General features: G+C 71.1%; 17 protein-coding genes. 14 read left to right on the forward strand and 3 right to left on the reverse strand.

Annotated features, from left to right (window positions below; genetic code table 11):
* Nucleotides 1–14 precede the first annotated feature (14 nt).
* From KBX63_RS24400 to KBX63_RS24410, 3 genes are all read left to right on the forward strand, one after another.
* Nucleotides 15–542 (forward strand): hypothetical protein, encoded by a 528-nt coding sequence (locus KBX63_RS24400; protein WP_210914817.1) that lies wholly within the window; start codon nucleotides 15–17, stop codon nucleotides 540–542.
* A gap of 197 nt (nucleotides 543–739) precedes the next feature.
* Nucleotides 740–1,957 (forward strand): SpoIIE family protein phosphatase, encoded by a 1,218-nt coding sequence (locus KBX63_RS24405; protein ID WP_307871818.1) that lies wholly within the window; start codon nucleotides 740–742, stop codon nucleotides 1,955–1,957.
* A gap of 127 nt (nucleotides 1,958–2,084) precedes the next feature.
* Nucleotides 2,085–3,026 (forward strand): sensor histidine kinase, encoded by a 942-nt coding sequence (locus KBX63_RS24410; protein ID WP_247662995.1) that lies wholly within the window; start codon nucleotides 2,085–2,087, stop codon nucleotides 3,024–3,026.
* Nucleotides 3,027–3,073: 47 nt separating this feature from the next.
* On the opposite strand, the gene KBX63_RS24415 is transcribed toward KBX63_RS24410, so the two are convergent.
* Complete coding sequence (locus tag KBX63_RS24415; protein ID WP_210914818.1) at nucleotides 3,074–4,036, reverse strand: AraC family transcriptional regulator; 963 nt, start codon at nucleotides 4,034–4,036, stop codon at nucleotides 3,074–3,076.
* Nucleotides 4,037–4,263: 227 nt separating this feature from the next.
* On the opposite strand from KBX63_RS24415, the gene KBX63_RS24420 reads away from it, so the two are divergent.
* The 4 genes from KBX63_RS24420 to KBX63_RS24435 all read left to right on the forward strand — a co-directional run bounded on the left by KBX63_RS24420 (nucleotide 4,264) and on the right by KBX63_RS24435 (nucleotide 9,560).
* Entirely contained in the window at nucleotides 4,264–5,799 is a 1,536-nt protein-coding gene (locus tag KBX63_RS24420) for an NAD(P)/FAD-dependent oxidoreductase (protein WP_210914820.1), read from the forward strand.
* A gap of 265 nt (nucleotides 5,800–6,064) precedes the next feature.
* Complete coding sequence (locus KBX63_RS24425; RefSeq protein ID WP_210914824.1) at nucleotides 6,065–7,264, forward strand: low temperature requirement protein A; 1,200 nt, start codon at nucleotides 6,065–6,067, stop codon at nucleotides 7,262–7,264.
* A 202-nt stretch (nucleotides 7,265–7,466) separates the two neighbouring features.
* Nucleotides 7,467–8,414, forward strand: coding sequence for an acetyltransferase (locus tag KBX63_RS24430; protein ID WP_247662996.1), 948 nt, complete (start codon nucleotides 7,467–7,469; stop codon nucleotides 8,412–8,414).
* A gap of 129 nt (nucleotides 8,415–8,543) precedes the next feature.
* Nucleotides 8,544–9,560, forward strand: a complete 1,017-nt coding sequence (locus KBX63_RS24435) for a carboxylesterase (RefSeq protein WP_210914826.1) — start codon at nucleotides 8,544–8,546, stop codon at nucleotides 9,558–9,560.
* A 59-nt stretch (nucleotides 9,561–9,619) separates the two neighbouring features.
* Here KBX63_RS24435 and KBX63_RS24440 read toward each other — a convergent pair whose 3' ends face one another.
* A complete protein-coding gene (locus KBX63_RS24440) occupies nucleotides 9,620–10,297 on the reverse strand; it encodes a TetR/AcrR family transcriptional regulator (RefSeq protein ID WP_210914829.1) in 678 nt (225 codons plus the stop codon).
* A gap of 118 nt (nucleotides 10,298–10,415) precedes the next feature.
* Between KBX63_RS24440 and KBX63_RS24445 the strand changes: the two genes are divergently transcribed.
* Nucleotides 10,416–10,934: a hypothetical protein gene (locus tag KBX63_RS24445; protein WP_210914832.1), complete on the forward strand. Its 519-nt coding sequence runs from the start codon at nucleotides 10,416–10,418 to the stop codon at nucleotides 10,932–10,934.
* A 102-nt stretch (nucleotides 10,935–11,036) separates the two neighbouring features.
* Here KBX63_RS24445 and KBX63_RS24450 read toward each other — a convergent pair whose 3' ends face one another.
* Nucleotides 11,037–12,140 (reverse strand): aldo/keto reductase, encoded by a 1,104-nt coding sequence (locus KBX63_RS24450; RefSeq protein ID WP_210914834.1) that lies wholly within the window; start codon nucleotides 12,138–12,140, stop codon nucleotides 11,037–11,039.
* A gap of 143 nt (nucleotides 12,141–12,283) precedes the next feature.
* On the opposite strand from KBX63_RS24450, the gene KBX63_RS24455 reads away from it, so the two are divergent.
* The 6 genes from KBX63_RS24455 (at nucleotide 12,284) to KBX63_RS24480 (ending at nucleotide 19,079) form a co-directional block, all read left to right on the forward strand.
* On the forward strand, nucleotides 12,284–12,889 hold the full coding sequence (locus KBX63_RS24455; RefSeq protein WP_210914837.1) for a TetR/AcrR family transcriptional regulator: 606 nt from the start codon (nucleotides 12,284–12,286) through the stop codon (nucleotides 12,887–12,889).
* 277 nt (nucleotides 12,890–13,166) lie between these two features.
* Entirely contained in the window at nucleotides 13,167–14,822 is a 1,656-nt protein-coding gene (locus KBX63_RS24460; protein ID WP_210914841.1) for an ABC-F family ATP-binding cassette domain-containing protein, read from the forward strand.
* Nucleotides 14,823–14,887: 65 nt separating this feature from the next.
* On the forward strand, nucleotides 14,888–15,979 hold the full coding sequence (locus KBX63_RS24465) for a LacI family DNA-binding transcriptional regulator (RefSeq protein ID WP_307871819.1): 1,092 nt from the start codon (nucleotides 14,888–14,890) through the stop codon (nucleotides 15,977–15,979).
* Nucleotides 15,976–16,911 carry a carbohydrate ABC transporter permease gene (locus tag KBX63_RS24470; protein ID WP_210914845.1) on the forward strand — a complete coding sequence of 312 codons (936 nt, stop codon included), beginning with the start codon at nucleotides 15,976–15,978 and terminating at the stop codon, nucleotides 16,909–16,911. Before KBX63_RS24465 ends, KBX63_RS24470 begins: the two co-directional genes overlap by 4 nt.
* Nucleotide 16,912: 1 nt before the next feature.
* Nucleotides 16,913–17,752, forward strand: a complete 840-nt coding sequence (locus KBX63_RS24475) for a carbohydrate ABC transporter permease (RefSeq protein ID WP_210914846.1) — start codon at nucleotides 16,913–16,915, stop codon at nucleotides 17,750–17,752.
* A 34-nt stretch (nucleotides 17,753–17,786) separates the two neighbouring features.
* Nucleotides 17,787–19,079 carry an ABC transporter substrate-binding protein gene (locus KBX63_RS24480; RefSeq protein ID WP_210914847.1) on the forward strand — a complete coding sequence of 431 codons (1,293 nt, stop codon included), beginning with the start codon at nucleotides 17,787–17,789 and terminating at the stop codon, nucleotides 19,077–19,079.
* Nucleotides 19,080–19,081 lie beyond the last annotated feature (2 nt).

Genomic DNA, 19,081 nt, shown 5'->3' on the forward strand with positions numbered 1-19,081 from the left:
GAGAGGGAGGACACGTGCGTACCCTGGTCCGATTCCCGCGACGGCCGCGGGTTCCCCGGCTGCGTCCCGCCCGGATCCGGCTCGTCCCGGCCCTGGTCGTCGCGATCGTGCTCGCGGCCGCCGTCGCCGGCGCCGGCTGGTGGGGCGACCACCGCGCCGAGCGGCGGGACAGCGCCGTACGCCAGGCGCTGGCCACCGCGCCCGCCGCCGCCAAGGCGATCTTCTCCTACGACTACCGTACGTTCGACGACAGCGTCGCCAACGGCCGCACCTTCGCCACCGGCGCGTTCGGCAAGGAGTACGAACAGACCACGGCGGCGTTGAAGCAGACCGCTGCCGCACAGCAGGCGGTCGTGGCGGCGGAGGTGTCCGCGACGGGTGTGGTGAGCGCCACCGCCGAGCGGGTCGAGTTGCTCGTGTACCTCAACCAGTACCGGCGCAACGTGAACACGGCCGGGGAGAAGGTCGATCAGAACCGGGTGGTGCTCACCCTGGTCCCGGTGGACGGGGAGTGGAAGGTGGCCAAGGCCGCGGCCATCTGACGCGCACCGGTCAGGTTGACGTAGGCCGGGCGGCTCCCGGTGTTGCGACCCATGGTCGAAAAGGGGCAAAGCGCCCAGTGTTCTTGGCCAGCGACCCGGTGCCTGGGCCCGGGTGGCGGGTGGGTGCTCGACGGTCTGGACCGATATGGGCCGTCCTCGTGACCTGCTCCGGGGCTCGGAAGAGTTAGGCTCCTGCCGTGATTGACGTGCAGGGGAGCGGGAGCGACGAGCGGCTGCGTCGCATCGAGGCGGTTACCGACGCCGCGCTGTCCCAACTCGACGTCAAGGACCTTCTGGCCGAGCTGGTTGATCGTGTCGGCGAGGTGCTGGGCGTCGACACCGCGGCCATCCTGCTGCTGGACCTGCACGCCCAGCAGTTGGTGGCCACCGCGACGAAGGGGCTGAAGGACGAGGTCCGGGAAGGTAGCCGGACCCCCGTCGGCCGCGGCTTCGCCGGCCGGGTCGCCCGGGAGAAGCAGCCCGTCCTGGTGGAGAACGTCACGGCCGCGGACGACTCGGCTCTGTTCGATCGAGGAGTGCGCTCGTTGTTGGGCGTGCCCATGTTCGCCGGCGGCGAGCTGATCGGCGTACTGCATGTCGGCTGCCTCCGGCCGCACCGGTTCACCAGCGACGATGTGCAACTGCTGCAACTCGCCGCCGACCGGGCGAGCCTCGCCCGCCGGACCAGGGCCAGCGGCCTCGACCGCAGCGCCGCCCTCGCGCTGCAGCGCAGCCTGCTACCCACCCACCTGCCCGACGCGCCAGGTGTGGACATGGCCGCCCGCTACGTACCCGGCCACGACGCCGGCGTCGGCGGCGACTGGTACGACGTGTTCACCCTGCCCTCCGGTTGGCTGGGTGTCGTCATCGGCGACGTGTCCGGGCACGGGTTGCAGTCGGCGGTCGTCATGGGGCGTCTCCGCAGCGCGCTGCGCGCCTACGCGCTGGTCTGCGACGACCCGGCCAGTGCGCTGACGCTGCTCGACCGCAAGATCCACCATTTCGAGACCGGCAACCTGGCGACGGTCCTCTACGCCATGATCTCCCCGGACCGCGCGATCATCCGGGTCTCCCTCGCCGGGCACCTGCAACCCGTCCTGGCCGCACCAGGACACCCGGCCGACACGCTGACCATTCCCGTTGATCTTCCACTGGGTATCGGCCCACGTCAGCCAGCCCGGCGGTGCACCGAGGTCGCGTTCCCCTCCGACGCGGTACTGATCTGCTACACCGATGGGCTCGTCGAACGCCGCGGCGAGATCATCGACGTCGGCATCGACCGGCTCTGCGCGGCCGTCGAACCGGGTCCCGCCGAGGAAGTCTGCGCCCGCGTCATGAGCACCCTCGCCGGCGAGCAGGCCACCGACGACATCGCCCTGCTCGCCATCCACTCAGCCACGAGACGTATCCCGTGAACGACTCTGACCGGCTGTTCCGGAGCTGCCCCCCGTACACTGCACCTGACCGCCGCCACGCAGGTCCGCGGCCTGATCCTGGCAGGGCCGACGAGGCGGCCGGATCACGCACCTCGGAGGCCACAGCTTGAGTATCTCCGTCGCCACCAGGACCGACAGCTTCGCGCACCCCGCACTCTTCTACGCGGGCCACGAGGAGTACCTGGCGGGCACGCTGCCATTCATCCAGGCCGGTCTCGCCGCGGACGAACCGGTCATGGTCGCCGTCCCCAGGGACAACCTCCACCACATCCGGACCGCGCTCGGCGCCGACGCGGGCAGGGTCCAGCTGCACGACATGAGCGTGGCCGGGCGCAACCCCGGGCGGATCATTCCGGGCGTCCTGCTCGCCTTCGCCGCGGCCCACGCCGGGAAGCGGGTGCGCATCATCGGCGAACCGATCTGGGCCGGCCGTACCGCGACCGAATACCCCGCCTGCGCCCAGCACGAGGCACTGATCAACGCTGCGTTCGCCGGCCGGCCGGCCACCATCCTCTGCCCCTACGACACCGGTCAGCTGGACCGGCGCTGGCTCGACGACGCCCACCGCACCCATCCCGTCGTCCAGATGGGCAGCGTGGTGCGGGAGAGCCCGCACTACGCGGACCCGGTGGCGGTGGCCGCAGGGTTCAATCTGCCGCTGCACGACCCGCCCGCCCAGGCGACCACCATCACCATCGACCTGCACGCCCTCTCGGTCATCCGCCGGGTGGTGACCGCCGAGGCCATCGCGGCCGGCCTGCCCCCCGACCGGGTCTCCGATCTCACCCTGGCGGTCAGCGAACTGGCCGCGAACACGGTCAAGCACACCGCCGGTGGCGGCACCCTCGCGGTCTGGACCGACGACACCCGGCTCATCTGCCAGCTCACCGACACCGGGCACATCACGAATCCGCTCGCCGGCCGGATCCCCGTGCCGCCGCACCAGCCCGGCAGCCGAGGCCTTCTCCTGGTCAACCAACTCTGCGATCTCGTGCGCGTCCACACCGTGCCCGGCGCCACCACGATTCGCCTGCACATGCACCGCTGACGGCCGCGGGCGACACGCGCCGCCGCGGCTGAGCCTGCCGGAGACCGTCAGCCCCGCAGGGTCGTGGACGGCGACTCGCCGAAACGCCCCCGGTAGTCGCTGGCGAAGCGGCCGAGATGGACGAACCCGTGTTGCAGGGCAACGGTCGTCACGGACGCGCCGGGACCGGCCGCCCGCAGCGCACGGTGGACCGCCTCGAGCCGGCAGGCGCGCAGGTACGCCGTCGGCGTGGTCTGCAACTCGCGGCGGAAGCAGTCCTGAAGCGTTCGTACGCTCACCCGGAGCGCCTCCGCGACATCCCCGACCGTCAGTGCCTCGCCGTGGTGGTCCGCGATCAGGGCGCAGGCCCGGCGCACCAGGCGCCCGGGGGCCGAGTGGCGCGCCGGCGCGGCGAGCTGGTCGGAATAGGTGTGCCGGTGGGCCAGCAACAACTTGCCGATGAGTCCCTGCTCGAACCGGGCGGCGACCTGAGGGTGGTCGAACAGGGACGCGTTCAGCGGCTGCGACAGTTCGTCGGCGAGGAAGTCCACGCCGCGCGCCCAGGCCTTCGCGGCCGCCGTGGTCATGGTCATGCCGATGTCGAAGCGGACCGGGCCGTCCACCGGACGGCCCAGCAGGCGGGCCAGCTCCCGGTCGATGGTGCGCCGGTCGGCGTAGAAGATCCGGTGCGGCGAACCCGCGGACCAGTGCATGTCCGAGGCGTCGTAGGGGGAGAGGACCGAGGCGACGTCGGGCGTCGAGGTCACGCTACGGCCGGCGTGCCGGAGCATCGTGCTGCCGCTGCGGGGGATCTGCACGAGATAGAAGGTCTCCAGCGGAGGGGGTTGGATCCGCACCGCCTGCCCGTAGTCGAGGTCGATGATGCCCACGCCTCCCACGCGGCGGGCCGCCATCCGCAGCCGAACGTCGCGGACACCCGCCTGCGGTGTGAGCCGGTGCGGGCAGAAGACGCGACCCACCTCGGCACGAGCGTGCTCGACGTCGTCCGTCCGGACCGTCACGGCATCCATCCGACACCTCCCGGGGCGCCCCGCTGCGCTGACCCTAGGACTCGACCCGGGCGGACAGCAGGGGAAAGCCGCCGACCCGACAACGAACGGCCGGCTGCGCACAGCGGACACACCCCGCGCGCGGCGGATAGCGGCCCGAGCGCCGTGCCCGTTAGCGTGCTGACACCGCCGGCGCCTCTGCTGCCGCGGTACGCCGTCAGCGGGTCACACACTCTCGGGAGGCCGCCATGAGGATTGCCATCGTCGGCGCTGGATTCGCCGGCCTGAGCGCAGCGAAGGTGCTGCGCCAGAGTGGCTTCGACGTCACCGTGTTCGAGAAGGCGCCCGATGTCGGCGGGGTGTGGAGCCGCACCCGTCGGTACCCCGGCCTCCGTACCCAGAACGACAAGGGCACCTACCACCTCTCCGACCTCCCGATGCCCGCGCACTACCCGCAGTGGCCGACGGGTGAGCAGGTCCAGCAGTACCTGGAGAGCTACGTGGAGATGTTCGGGCTCGGCGCCGTCCTGCGTCTCTCCACAGAGGTCGTTTCCGCGGCACTCCTGGACAACGAGACCGGGTGGCTGCTCGCGTCGCGCCCGGCGGGTCAGGACCCGGTGACCGTGGAGCGGTACGACCACCTCATCGTCGCCAACGGCATCTTCTCCGATCCGCTCGTTCCGTCCTTCGACGGCCGCGAGGACTTCACCGCCGCCGGAGGACGCGTCCTGGCGGCGGGCGATTTCCACGACCTCGCGGCGGCCCGGGGAAAGAACGTCCTCGTCGTCGGGTACGGCAAGTCCTCCTGTGACGTTGCGGTCCCCCTGAGCGACGTCGCCGCACAGACCCACCTCGTCGCCCGCGAGCTGCTCTGGAAGATGCCCAGGAAGCTCGGCGGCGCCCTGAACTACAAGTACCTCCTGCTCACCCGGATGGGTGAGGCGCTGTTCCGCTACCTCAGCCTCAAAGGTCTCGAGCGGTTCCTGCACGGTCCGGGAGACGGCCTGCGCCGTAGGCTGCTCGACAGCGTCGGGTCGGTCGCGACCAGGCAGCTCAAGCTGCGCGAGCTGGGCCTCGTGCCGAACGGGACCTTCCAGGACATCGCCCGCAGCACCGTCAGCCTCGCGACGGAAGGCTTCTTCGAGCGCGTCGTCGACGGCCGCATCACGGTCCACCGGGACCGGACGATCAGCGAGCTGTTGGTCGACGGCGGCCGACCGGCCGCGCGCCTCGATGACGGCACGGTGCTCGCCGCGGACCTGGTGATCTGTGGCACCGGCTTCCGGCAGCACGTTCCGTTCTTCGATGACGCGCTGCACGCCCGGCTTCAGGACGCCGCCGGCAACTTCATGCTCTACCGCCAGATCCTGCCGATCGACGTCCCACGCCTGACCTTCGCCGGCTACAACTCCTCGTTCTTCAGCCCGCTGAGCGCGGAGATGGCAGCGGTCTGGACCGCCGCCCACCTGCGCGGCGGGATCACACTGCCGCCCCGGGATCGGATGCGCGAGCAGGTTCGCACGCGCGTGGCCTGGATGGCGGCGCGGACCAGCGGGCGGCACGCCCGGGGCACGAACGTCATCCCGTTCTCGATGCACAACATCGACGAGGTGCTCGACGAGCTCGGGCTCAACCTCGGTCGGTTGGCACGGGCCCGACAGTGGTTGTTGCCGGTCGACCCGCGCTCCTACCGGAGGGTGACGCCCCGCATGATCCGGCGTACCGCCGGTGGCGGCGCGACGGGACGGGTCGAATCGGCCGGGGTACGTCCCGTGGCGCGGTGAGGTGACACGCCTACGGACCTGCCAGCCCGCACGCGCGGAGCGGGCCTACGGGCTGGACCGTCATCCGGAGGTGTATTCGCGATAACCGTCAGGAGTGGGGTGACTACGGGGATAAAATGCCTCATCACGGATGGGACTGGACGGTCGGCGAGGAGGCGCGGGGGCGATGGCGGCGCGGCAGATCACCGAGCACCGCCACCAGGCTTGGCGGCTGGACGCCCCGGTGCCCGTGCCGGCGGCCCTGGCCGGTAGCTGACCCCGTCCGGTGCGGACGGGCGCAGCGTTTCGAGGGCTCGGGGACAGCAGGAGCCCGGACAGGGCGACCGTCCTGGAACTGCTCTTCGACATCGTCTATGTCTTCGCGCTCGTCCGTCTCGCCGGGCGGGTCGCGGACGACCTGACCATCGTCCGGCACGCGCTGCTGTCGGAGGCCGGTCAGACGGTGCTGTTCTTCGCGGCGATGTGGATGATCTGGTCGCTCAACTCCCTGATGGCGAGCACCTACGACCCGCGTCGCACCGACATCCAGATCGTCCTGCTGGCGACGATGTTCGGCACGCTGGTGCTGGCGGTCACGTTGCCTCAGGCGTTCGGTCAGCGCGGTGTGATCTTCGCCTGCGCGTACGTCCTCATTCAGGTCGGCCGCCCGCTGTACCTGACCTGGGCCCTTCGGGGTCACCCGATGCGCGAGGTCTCGGCCCGGGTGCTGAGCTGGCACGCGGTGTCCGGCGTGCTCTGGATTGGCGGCGGCATCAGCGGAGGGCTCGGCCGCGGCGTCTTCTGGACCATCGCCCTCACCATCGAAATCGTCGGGGCCGCCACCAACTGGCCCGCCCTCATGGTTGCCCGCGCACGCCGCCGCGCCATGTCCGAAGTCTCCTACGTGCACCTCGCCGAGCGGTACAACCAGTTCTTCATGATCGCGCTCGCCGAGGTGGTGCTCGAAGCCGGCATCACCATCAGTTTCCCGGGCTTCTCGACCCTGCGGACCATCACCCTCGTCGCCGCGTTCGTGGCGGTGGTGGCCTTCTGGCGGATCTACTTCTACCACTTCGGTCCGGGTCGGGACACGACCGCCAGTCCGCCCGGGGAGGGGATGCAACTGTCCCGGTGGGCGAGCTTCAGCCTGCTGCTCATCGTCGGCGGCATCATCTGCACCGCCGTCGGCTTCGGGCAGGTCATCGAGGACCCGAATCCGCCGATCGACTGGGCGTTGGTGGCCATCATCTTCGGCGGCCCGGTGCTGTTCCTGATCGGGCGGACCTACCTGGAGCAGTTGCGCCCCGCCGGGCCGCGCTGCCGGATACTGCTGCTCGGTGCGCTGGCGCTGGTCGTCGCGGCGCCGCCCATGGTGTTCCTTCCGCCGATCGCGGCGGTTGTCACCGCCGGGTTGATCCTGGCCGCGATCGCCATCGCCGACGGGTCCGCCCATCGGCGCGGGTCGGAGACCAATCCGCCGCTGTAGCCGGGCGCTCGGGCTGCCCGACTCCACCTGCACGGCAGCCCGAGCGCGGCCTTGCGGGGCGGCGAGGACCTCCGATAGGTTTTTCGGGCACGCCGTCGAGCCGGGAGGAGGTCAGAACAATGTCCGATGTTCTGCGCCCCCTCCGCGCCCCGGCGTCCACGCGGATCTGACCCGGGGCGCTCGCTTTCCGGAGGATCAACCTATGACCGACCTGGTCATCCGTCCGCTTGTCGCGGGCGAGGAACACGTGTTCGACTCCATGCCCGATCCGCTACCCCAACTGCGTCAGGTCAGCTACGCCGACGGGATCGCCGGCGGCGGCTACCGACCCGAGAACACCTGGGTCGCCCTCCGAAGCGGCCGGGTGGTCGCCCGGGCGGCCTGGCTCCTCCCGCCCGGTGCCGTCGGTGCGCCCTGGTTGGAGCGGTTCGACCTGGACGCCGAGCCGGAGGTGGGCGCCGCGCTGCTGCGCGCCGCCCACGAGGCGCTGGGCGGTCCCGGCCTGTACTTCGCCGCCATGCCGGCGCACTGGCGGCGCCGGCCCGAGGTGCTGGCCGTGATGGAGGCGCCGATGGCGGCGGCTCGGCTCGCCGGGCTGGTCGAGCGGGGGGAGCGGCTGAGGTGTTCCTGGACGGGCACGCCGTTGCCGGCCGTCTCCGGGCGGTACGTTTTCCGCCCGGCCGCCGACCCGACGGAGATCAACGCACTGGTCGCCCGGATCGCCGAGCCGGACGTGCTGACCGGCATGGAGACAGCGCGGGCGGTCGGCGGCGTCGACCTGGCCACCGACCCGCTGGCCTGGCTGAGCGGCTCGGCCAGCGAGTGGCGAATCGCGCTGGACGACGGCGTGCCGGTCGGGCTGGTCCGACCAGCGGGGGACGCCTGTTACCCGCTCATCGCCTACCTGGGTCTGTTCGACGAGGCCGTCCGAAGTGAGCTGCTGGTCGAGGCGGTCCGGGCGCTGGCAGCCGGCGGCGCCCGGGAGGTGCTCGCCGACGTGGACGCCCACCGGGTGGCGGTGCTGGCGGAGCTGGAACGGACCGGGTTCCGGCAGCTGCGCTCACGGGTCCTCTTCGCGCCGGCGACCGGCACGCCGCCCGCCTCGGCGGCCCCGCCCGGTCCGGCGGTCGCCGCCGGCCATTTGGACTAGCTGATCGGGGTACGCCCTGGCGCCACCAGGGCGTACACCGTACCCACGGCCGGATCGACCGGACGGTCGGTGGGAGGATCTGGCGGTGCCGAAGATCGTTGCCAGCACTCACCACCAGGCGCGGCGTCGATGGAACTGATCGCTGACCATCAGACGTTCTTCGACTACTGCACAGCCCTGGTCGGGGCCGGGTTGACACTGCTCGTGTCGGCGGTCGTCGGGCTCCATCTCTGGCCGTTACGCCGCCGTGAACTGCGTGGGGCACCCGCGCAGCCGCTCGACTTCGCCGCCGCCACCCGTGTCGCCGAGACCATCATGGCGGCCGAGGCCGCGGATCCGCTGGTTCGGCCGGAGTCGCGCAGCCGGTTGCTGAGCCACGGCTCTCGTACCGGCAGGGTCGTGCTGCTGCTGCACGGATACACCCACGCGCCGGACCAGTTCGACGAGCTGGCCGAGGAGTTCTTCGCCCGTGGCTACAACGTCTGGGTTCCGCGCGCCCCCCACCACGGCACCGTCGACCGGCGGGCCCATCACCAGATCGAGGCCGGTGCGCTGACCGCGTACGCCGCCCAGGCGCTGACCGTCGCGGCGGGTCTCGGGGACGAGGTCGGTGTCGTGGGGATCTCCGGCGGCGCGGTCCTGGCCGCCTGGTTGGCCCAGGTCCGCGGCGACGTCGTGCGGCGCCTGCTGCTGCTGTCGCCGTTCTTCGGCCCCGATCCGCGTCAGGCGCCGGCGTTCGCCGTCAAGCCGCTCATCGTGCTGTACGGGCACCGCATCCTCCCTGACCGCGTCACCTCGCGCGGCTACTCCCTGTCCGCCGTCACGCAGTACCTGACGGTCGCGCGCGGTCTCCCGGATCGACCGCGACGGACCGGACTGCTGACCGCGGCGGTCGCGATCAGCCCGCTGGACGGGGTGGTGGACCGTCGGGCGGCGGTGACAGTGCCGGCCAGGATCGCCGAGGCGAACAACATCCCGCTCCGCGTCTGCGAGCTGCCGGAGTCGTTGGGCCTCCGCCACGACGTGCTCGACCTCGCCGCGCTCGGCACCGGCGGATCCGACCTGCACCGGCTGTACGTCGCGCTGTACGAGGGCGACCCGGCGGCGACGTCCGGCCGTGCCCAGAAGACCAGCGCAGGCGAGTAGCCGTCGGACGAGGTGGGGACGCCACGCCTGCTACCCCACGGTCGTGAGAGCACGCTGGTTCACCCTTCGGCCCGTTGCCGCTCCAGGCCGTCGAGAAGCGCCTGGAGACCGAACTCGAAGGCCCTGTCGGGAGCGGCGGCATAGGTGGCCGCCGCCGGGGTCTCCAGGCGCGCACGGAGGCGGGGGTGGCGCCTGGCGATCTCCTGGGCCTTGGTCATGGCGTCCTGGAACTGTTCCTCGGCGGTGGTGTCGTCCCGGGTGAGTTTCCGGGTGAGCGAGGCGGTCGCGGCGACGCCGGCCGCGTTGCCGAGGACGTAGGTGAAGACGGCGGAGGCGGCCTGGTCGGCCTGGGTGCCGGTGAAGCCGGCGGCCTCGTAGACGGCGAGAGTGTGGTCGTCGTGCCGTGCCTTGCCCTCTCCGTAGAGGACGTGGGCGGCGAAGGCCTGCACCAGCCAGGGGTGCCGGGTGAACATCCCGTACAGGTCGACGGCCATGGTGGTGGCCGCGCTGCGCCAGTCGACCGCGTCCAGGTCGGGCAGCGAGAGCTCGCCCCACACCTGGTCGGTGGCGAGCAGGACGAGGTTGTCCTTGTTCTTGACGTGCCAGTACATGGCCGTGGCGGCCGAGTCGAGGCGTTTGCCCAGGGCGCGCATGTTCAGGCCTTCGAGGCCCTCGGCGTCGAGGAGTTCGACGGCGGTGCGGACGATCTGGTCTCGGGTGAGGGTCTCGCGTGCCATGACCCGCAGGCTACGCAATGGCTTGCACAAAGTTCAACGCGACACTTGCACATTGTTCAAGTCTTGGGTTAGCGTCATCCCAGCTCACTTGAACTTAGTGCAACTCGAAGGAGACCCCGTGAACACCCTCGCCGCCGTGATGCAACTGCTCGTCGCCGTAGCCTTCCTCAGCATCCCGGTGGTCCGTCATCGCTTCGGCCCGGTCGCGAAGGCCGCCGCGGAGGCCGAGCTCCGCCGCCAGAACGTGCGCCCGGGGGTACTGGAGGAGAACAGGCTCCGGTTCGATGCCGGTGGCCACGAGACCGCAGCACCGGTGGCCGTCGCCGCGGTCATGATCGCCACCGCGGCCCTGAACCTCGCCGGCACCGACCTGGCCCAGCTGCTGACCTGGATCTTCTCCTCGCTGGTCGTGCTGATGAACGTGGTGATCGTCTACAGCAACCTCACCGCCGTGCGGTCCGTCGAGGCCGCTTTTCGCCGCAAGGGTGACCCGGAGCTGAGCCGCGTCCAGGTCAGGCCCTTCCTCCAGGCCGCCGAGGGCGCCTTCCCTCGCTGGGTACGCGCCCAGACCTACCTCCGCAACACGGTGGTGTTCGCCGGCTCCGCCGTCGCCCTGGTCGCCGTCTCCGTCGTCTGACCCTCCGCTTCCGAACCTGCGGCGGCGAGCCGGCGGGTGCACGCACAGGGCCTTCGCGGCGGTGCTGTCGCCGCGAAGGCCCTGTGCGTTCGTCGTGCTCCTTCAGTTGACGGGCTGGGTGGCGCCGTTGAACACCGGCGGGGCGTATCCGGCTGGCTTGTCGCCGATGCCGAGGCCGGGGCTCACGACCCAGGACTGGTACTGCGGGGTGAACATCCCGTAGGGCATCCCGACGTGTGGTGCGCTGGCCTCCTCGAGCCGGCGACGGGCGTCCGCCGGGATCTCGAAGTCGAGCGCGGCGAGGTTGCTGTCCAGCTGCTCGGGGCTGCTCGCTCCGATGACCACCGAGGCGACCGCCGGCTGGGTGGCCACCCAGTTGATCGCGACCTGGGCCATGCTGTGGCCCAGGTCGGCGGCCACGCCCTCCAGCGCCTCGATCACCTGCCAGTCCCTGGAGTTGATCTCCCGACCCGGGGCGTCGGGATTGGTCAACCGACCGGTCCCGCTCATGCCCTCGCCGGTCCGCCGGTACTTGCCGCTGAGCAGGCCGCCACCGATCGGGCTCCAGGCCGTAAGGCCCATGCCGAGGGTCTGGGCCATCGACACGTACTCCGCCTCGATGTCCCGCATGACCAGGGAGTACGGGAGCTGCACGGTGATCATCGGGGCGAGCCCGTGCGCCTCGGCGTAGCTCTGCGCCCGCGCCGCGTACCAGGCCGGTACGTCGGAGAGGCCGGCGTACCGGATCTTGCCGGCGCGTACCAGGTCGTCGAGGGTGTGCACGACCTCCTCGACCGGGGTGATCCGGTCCCAGGTGTGCAGCAGGTGCAGGTCGATGTAGTCGGTGCCCAGACGGCGCAGCGAAGCCTCCACCGCCCGCACGATGTGCTTGCGGCCGTTACCGCTGGCGTTCGGGTCGCTCGGGTCGATGGTGTTGGTGGCCTTGCTGGTGAGCACGAGCCGATCCCGGACACCGGCCCGGTCGATCAGGCGGCCGAGGATGCGTTCGCTCTCGCCGGCGGTGTAGAAGTCCGCCGTGTCGATGAGGTTCCCGCCCGCCTCCAGATAGCGGCGGAAGATCGGCTCCGCCTCCTCCTCGGTCCTGCCGTACGCGGCGTGGAACCCGTCGACGCCGAAGTTCATCGTGCCCAGCGCCAGTCGGCTCACCCGCAGACCGGACCGCCCGAGCAGGTAGTACTGGTTCATCGTTGCGTCCTTCCGATCGCGCGTCGGCCCGGAGCGGACCGCGTGGCCAAGACTTTTGCTCGCTAGAAATGGACCGGCAAGTCCAAAGAGCGAGCTAGGGTTGGACTGGCCGGTCCAGACGAGAATTGGTGATGGAGGTCGCAATGACGCGCGCGTTGACCCGCAAGGGCGAGGCGACCCGGGCGCGGATCGTCGCAGGTGCCGCCGCCGAGATCCGTGAGCGCGGCGTCGACGAGGTCCGCCTCGAGGATGTGATGGCCCGCACCGGCACCAGCAAGGGCCAGCTCTTCCACTACTTCCCGGAGGGCAAGGAGGAGCTGCTGCTCGCCGTGGCCCAGCACGAGGCCGACCAGGTGCTCATCGACCAGGAGCCGATGCTCAGCAACCTGACGTCCTGGCCGGCGTGGCTGGCGTGGCGCGACCGGCTCATCGAGCGCTACCTCGCGCAGGGCGTGCGATGCCCGCTCAACGGTCTGCTCGGCCAGGCGGGCCGGCGTGGGCCGGGAGCGCAGGCGGTGGTGACCGGGCTCATGTGGCGCTGGCAGAAGGCGATCACCGAGGGCATCCGGCACATGCAGTCGACCGGGGACATCGCCCCCGAGGTAGACGCCGACCGCGCCGCCGCGGCGCTGCTGGCGGGCATCCAGGGCGGCGTACTGCTGCTGCTCTCCACCGGGAAGATCGATCATCTTGAGGCCGTTCTCGACCTCACCATCGACTCCCTGCGGTCGGGCGCCCGCACCGCCTGATCGTGTCGGGATCTCTTCTCAGCTCGTCGGACATGGGCGCGGGCTGAGGCATGCCGCGCCACACCGTGAGCCGAGCGCCCGCGCTGAGCTATCCTTTCGCCCGAGTTGTGGGAGATCGGAGCAAGCGTGGCAGGTGACGACGACATCTCCGGGTGAGAGCCCGGACCGGCCGCCGACGGGCGCGTGATCGCGCCGCCGTCGCCGCGGCCTCTGTCGTCATGCCCTGCTCACGCCGGGCCGCCCGTGTGCGCCCGGATCTTCCTACTCCGAGGTCCTCATGTCTGCTCGACCCGCCCTCATCGCCCACGACCTGCTGCGCGTCCGGGGTGGCCGCCGCGTGCTCGACGGTGTCTCCCTGACCGCCGCGCCCGGCCACCGGATCGGCCTGATCGGCGAGAACGGCACCGGCAAGACGACCCTGTTGCGGGTTCTGGCCGGCGTCGACGAACCCGACTCCGGCACCGTCGCGCGCCCGCCGGATCTGGGTTTCCTGCACCAGGAGATGCCCTACGCCCCGTCCGCGACCGTCGCCACGGTGCTCGATGACGCGCTGCGCGAGGCCCGAGCGGACCTCGCCGAGCTGGACCGGCTCGGCCCCGCGCTGAGCGACGCGCCGGAGGGCACGGAGCGGCACGCCCAGTTGCTGGCCGCGTACGGCGAGGCACTGGAGCGGGCGCAGGACCGTGACGCCTGGGACGCCGGCCGGCGCGCCATGAGGGTGCTCGCCGGCCTCGGCCTCGGCGGAGTGGCGCACGATCGGAGGCTCAGGGCGCTGTCCGGCGGGCAGCGTGGCCGCCTCGCGCTGGCCGCGATGCTGATCCGCCGGCCGGACGCGCTGCTGCTCGACGAGCCCACCAACCATCTCGACGACGCGGCGGCGGCGTTCTGCGAGGACCAACTCCGCGCGCTGCCCGGAGTGGTCGTGGTGGCGAGCCACGACCGGGCGTTCCTGGACGCGGTGTGCACCGACGTCATCGATCTGGATCCGGCGGTCGAGGGTCCGGTCCGGTACGGCGGCGGCTACAGCGCGTATCTGGCGCAGAAACGCGCCGAGGCCGAGCGTTGGCGCCGACGCTACGACGACGAGCAGGCGCGGCTCGCCGAACTGCGGCAGGCCGCCGCCGTGACCGGGCATCAGGTCGCACCCGGCCGGGGCCCGCGCGACAGCGAGAAGATGGGGTACGGGCACACCGCCGGGCGGGTGCAGAACCAGATCTCCCGCCGCGTCCGCGCCGCCACCCGCCGCCTGGAGGCACTGGAGCGCGATCAGGTCGCCAGGCCGCCACAGCCGTTGCGCTTTCACGCATCCGTTCTCGCCACCGGCGCCGGCGACAACGTCGTCGCCACGTTGCAGCAGGTCCGGATACCCGGCCGGCTGTCGATGGCGTACCTCGAGGTCACGGCCGGCGACCGGCTGCTGGTGAGCGGCCCGAACGGTGCGGGCAAGTCGACGCTGCTAGCCGTCCTCGCCGGACGTGTCAGCGGCACCGGCGCTGTCTGGCGTCGGCCGGACCTGCGCGTCGGCCTGCTGACCCAGGACACCACCTTCGAGGATCCGCTGCGGACCGTCCGGGACGTCTTCGATGGGGCCGTCGGTGCGGAGCGGGCCGAGGCGGTGCCGCTGTCGTCGCTCGGACTGCTCGCGCCCGCGGACCTCGACCGACCGGTGGCGGAACTGTCGGTCGGCCAGCGTCGTCGGCTCGCCCTCGCGTTGCTCGTCGCCGACCCGCCGGAGCTGCTCCTGCTGGACGAGCCGACCAACCATCTCTCGCCGCGGCTCTGCGACGAGCTGGAGGAGGCCCTGGGCACCGGTCCGGGCGCCATCGTCGTCGCCAGTCATGACCGGCGACTCAGGTCCCGCTGGCCGGGTCGCGAGGTCGCTCTCGCTCTCGAGCCGTCCACCGTTGGAAACGTTTTCGTAACGAGCCCTTGACCTCTCCGCCGCAGGCGGCGCAGACTCCCGGAAACGTTTACAGCTATCGGGTGGAGGTGCCGAACGTGGGTCGTAAACGTTTACAGGAACCGGCTGACGGCCGGCCCACGGTGCACACGGTCGCCGCCCGCGCCGGTGTCTCCATCGCGTCCGCCTCGCGGGTGCTCAACGGCATCGGCGGCAGCCCGGAGACGATCCGCAAGGTACGCGCCGCGGCGGCCGAGGTGGGCTACGTGCCGAACGCGATCGCCCGGTCGTTGCAGTCCCAGCGCACCGGCCTCGTTGCGCTCGCCGTCGAGGACATCGGCAACCCGGTCTACGTCGAGATGATGCGCGCCATCGAGGCCGTGGTCGCCTCCTCCGGGCGGCAGCTGCTGGTGCACGCGACCGGTGGACGGATCGACAACGAGACCGCCCTGCTGCGCCGGCTGGCCAACCGCTACGTGGACGGGATGATCGTCTCGCCGATCCGGGTCACCGACGACCACCTGACCGCGCTGGTGGACAGCCCGGTGCCGGTGGTGGTGGTCGGCCAGCTCGGCGCGGACGCCGCGGTCGACAACGTGCGTACCGACTCCCGGCACGGTGTGGCGCTGGCCGTGGACCACCTCGTCGCCAGCGGCCGACGCCGGATCGGCTTCGTCAACGGCCCGCTCGACACCGTCCCGGGCGCCGCGCGTGACGCCGGCTTCCGGGCAGCGCAGGCGCGGCACGACATCCCTCTCGACGAGGACCTGATCGAGGTCGGCGACTTCCAGTACGTCGCCGGCCGGGCCGCCACCGAACGGCTGCTCGCCCGCGCCGACCCGGACGCCCTGGTCTGCGCCAACGACCTCATCGCGGTCGGGGCGCTGCACGCCCTGCTCGCCGCCGGGCGCCAGGTGCCGCAGGACGTCGCCCTCGTCGGCATGGACGACACCGAACTCGCCCGGATGATGTTTCCCCAGCTCTCCAGCGTCTCGCTCGGCTCCGCCGAGCGTGGACACCGGGCCGCCGAGCTGCTCCTGCAACGCATCGCCGACCCGACCCTGCCGCCGCGGCGCGAGCAGGTGCCACCGAGCCTCGCCATCCGCGCGTCCAGCGGCACTCCGTTGCCGGCGCCCCGGCCGGCCGGCCCACCGACCACCCACCCGTCCAGCGAAGGGGTGACCGCATGACCACGCTGGCCGAGCGGCCGGACGTCGAACGGGCCGGACCGGGCCGCCGGCCGAACCGGTTCCGTTCCGACCGGACCGCCATCTACCTGCTGCTCCTGCCGTCGCTGCTGCCGATCCTGGTGCTGTCGGTGTTTCCGCTGCTGCGGGGCATCTACCTCGGCTTCACCGACGCCCGGGCCGGGCGCAACGTCGAGGTCAGCTTCACCGGCCTGGCCAACTACCGGGAACTCCTCGGCGACGAGCTGTTCTGGAACTCGTTCAAGATCGGGCTGCTCTGGGCGGTCGGGGTGACGGTGCTCCAGTTCCTGCTCGCCCTCGGGTTGGCCCTGCTGCTCAACCAGCAGCTGCGTTTCCGGGGTGTGGCCCGGGTGCTCGCCGTGGTGCCGTGGGCGATGCCGCCGGTCGTGGTCGGCATCCTCTGGAAGCTCGTCTACCACCCGGACGCCGGCCTGCTCAACGAGTTCTTCCACCGGATCGGCGCCGACGGGCTGCGGACCAACTGGCTCGGCGACTTCAGCACGGCACTGCCCGCCGTGATCCTGGTCGGCGTCTGGGCCGGCATGCCGCAGACCACCGTCGTCCTGCTCGCCGGCCTCCAAGGGGTGGGCCGCGAGCTGCACGAGGCGGCCGCGGTGGACGGGGCCAGCACATGGCACCGGTTCCGGCACGTCACGCTGCCCGCCCTGGCCCCGGTGATCGTCGCGATCACGTCGTTGGACTTCATCTGGAACTTCAACTCGTTCGGCCTGGTCTACGTGCTGACCGCGGGCGGGCCGGGCGGCAAGACCATGCTGCCGATGCTCTTCGCCTACGAGGAGGCGTTCCGCTACGGCAACTACGGCTACGCCGCCGCGCTCGGCAACGTGATGGTCGTGCTCATCATCGCGCTGCTCGCCGTCTATCTCCGGCGCCGGCTGAGGGAGGCGAACTGACATGTTCGGAAAGCCGAGCCGTACCGGGCGGGCGTTGCAGTACCTGGCGCTCGCCGGCTACCTGATCTTCCTCGGGTTCCCGCTGATCTGGCTGCTCTCGACGGCGTTCAAGCCGCCGCGGGAGCTGGTGCGACTGCACCCCACGCTCATCCCGAGCGACCCGACCGTGCAGAACTTCGTCCAGGCCTTCACCGAGCAGGAGCTGGGCCGGGCGGCGCTGAACAGCCTCCAGGTCTCGCTCGCCTCGGCGGTGCTCACCGTGCTGGTCGCCATGCCGGCCTCGTACGCGCTGGCCCGGTTCCGCTCCAAGCTCGGCACCGCGGCGCTGGGCTGGGTGCTGCTGTCGCAGCTCTTCCCGTTCGTGCTGCTGATCATCCCGATCTTCCTGGTGCTGCGGCAGGTCGGCCTGGCCAACACGCACGCCGGGCTGGTGCTGATCTACGTGGTCTGGGCGCTGCCGTTCGCGCTGTGGATGTTGCAGGGCTTCGTCCGCAACATCCCACGGGAGCTGGAGGAGGCCGCGTCGGTGGACGGGGCGAGCCGGGTGCAGGTCCTGCGCCGGGTGGTCTTCCCGCTGCTCGCCCCGGGCCTGGTCGCGACCGCGCTCTTCTCCTTCATCTCGGCCTGGAACGAGTTCTTCTTCGCGCTGGTGCTGATCAAGACGCCGGAGCTGGCCACCCTGCCGGTGGCGCTGGCCCGGTTCGTCGGCATCGAGGGCACCGCCCGACTCGGGCCGCTGGCCGCCGGCTCGCTGCTGGCCACGCTGCCCAGCCTGATCTTCTTCGCGTTCATGCAACGCCGGCTCTCGTCCGGGTCGCTCGCCGGCGCGGTCAAGGGCTGAACCGTCCCCCAACCACCACCAAGGAGGTACCCCCATGCTCCGTACCCGATTCCGTCGACTGGCCGCGGCCACCGCGGTCGCGGTCGTCGGCCTCGGCGCGCTCGCCGCGTGCGGTGACGGCGGCGGCGACGAGGCCACGTCCGGCCCGGTCAAACTGCGCTTCCTCAGCCTCGCCTGGCAGAAGGAGTCGCTACAGGTCAACAAGGACCTCGTCGCCAAGTGGAATGCCGAGCACCCCGACATCCAGGTCGAGTACGTCCAGGGTGACTGGAACTCGGTGCACGACCAGCTGCTGACCTCCTTCGAGGGCGGCGACGCACCGGACATCGTGCACTACGAGGCGTCCTCGATCGGCGAGTTCAGCAAGCAGGGCTACCTGGCCGACCTCTCCGGGCTCGTCTCGGGCGACCTGAAGGGCCAGATCGACCAGGGCGTCTGGGACACCGCCACCTTCGACGGCAAGGTCGCCGGCGTGCCGTTCCTGCTGGAGTCGCAGGTCGTCATCGCCAACAAGAAGCTGCTCGACGCCGCCGGCGTCGCGGTGCCGCCGGCCGACGGCGGCTGGACCTGGGACGAGTTCCAGGGCAACGCGCAGAAGCTCACCAAGCCCGGCCAGTACGGCGTGGCCTGGGCGCTGAAGTCGCCGACCAACCGGGTGCTCAACCTGGCGCTCAACTACGACGGGAAGTTCTTCTACACCGACGGCGGGCGCACTGAGGTCCGGGTTGGTGACGCGGAGAAGGAGATCCCGAAGCGGATCCACGACATGATCTACACCGCGAAGTCCGCGTCCCCGGAGGCGCTCGGCATGAGCGGCGCGGACACCCTGCCCGGCTTCTTCGGCGGCAAGTACGCCATGCTGCCCGGCTCGGTGTCGCTGCGTCAGCAGATGGTCGAGCAGGCGCCGGCCGGCTTCGAGTGGGTCACCCTGCCGCCGGTCAAGGGACTCTCCGCCAAGCAGGCGGCGAACCCGCAGACGCTGTCCGTCTCCGAGGACAGCAAGCACAAGAAGCAGGCCGCGCAGTTCCTCGAGTACTTCCTGAACCCGACGAACATGGCCGCGCTGGCCAAGGGTGACTGGCTGGTTCCGACCGGCAGGCAGGCCAACGAGGAACTGGTCAAGATCACCGCCGGTAAGCAGGGCTGGGACGTCGCCGCGGACAGCGCTGCGGACCTGACCGTCGCCCCGTTCCAGCAGGCCGACGGCTACCCGGAGTGGAAGACCAAGTACGCCACCCCGGCTCTCCAGCAGTACTTCGCCAACAAGATCACCCTCGATCAGCTCGGTACGCAGCTGGTCGACGGTGGCAAGCAGGTTCTGAGGTAGAC

Origin of the sequence: Micromonospora sp. U21, from assembly GCF_018070045.1 — a bacterium.
GTDB lineage: Bacteria > Actinomycetota > Actinomycetes > Mycobacteriales > Micromonosporaceae > Micromonospora.

Coding starts and splice junctions, on each gene's coding strand:
- KBX63_RS24455 (WP_210914837.1), top strand. CDS start 12,284: ATGACGCGCGCGTTGACCCGCAAGGGCGAGGCGACCCGGGCGCGGATC.
- KBX63_RS24440 (WP_210914829.1), bottom strand. CDS start 10,297: ATGGCACGCGAGACCCTCACCCGAGACCAGATCGTCCGCACCGCCGTC.
- KBX63_RS24450 (WP_210914834.1), bottom strand. CDS start 12,140: ATGAACCAGTACTACCTGCTCGGGCGGTCCGGTCTGCGGGTGAGCCGA.
- KBX63_RS24430 (WP_247662996.1), top strand. CDS start 7,467: ATGACCGACCTGGTCATCCGTCCGCTTGTCGCGGGCGAGGAACACGTG.
- KBX63_RS24475 (WP_210914846.1), top strand. CDS start 16,913: ATGTTCGGAAAGCCGAGCCGTACCGGGCGGGCGTTGCAGTACCTGGCG.
- KBX63_RS24480 (WP_210914847.1), top strand. CDS start 17,787: ATGCTCCGTACCCGATTCCGTCGACTGGCCGCGGCCACCGCGGTCGCG.
- KBX63_RS24460 (WP_210914841.1), top strand. CDS start 13,167: ATGTCTGCTCGACCCGCCCTCATCGCCCACGACCTGCTGCGCGTCCGG.
- KBX63_RS24415 (WP_210914818.1), bottom strand. CDS start 4,036: ATGGATGCCGTGACGGTCCGGACGGACGACGTCGAGCACGCTCGTGCC.
- KBX63_RS24420 (WP_210914820.1), top strand. CDS start 4,264: ATGAGGATTGCCATCGTCGGCGCTGGATTCGCCGGCCTGAGCGCAGCG.
- KBX63_RS24435 (WP_210914826.1), top strand. CDS start 8,544: ATGGAACTGATCGCTGACCATCAGACGTTCTTCGACTACTGCACAGCC.
- KBX63_RS24470 (WP_210914845.1), top strand. CDS start 15,976: ATGACCACGCTGGCCGAGCGGCCGGACGTCGAACGGGCCGGACCGGGC.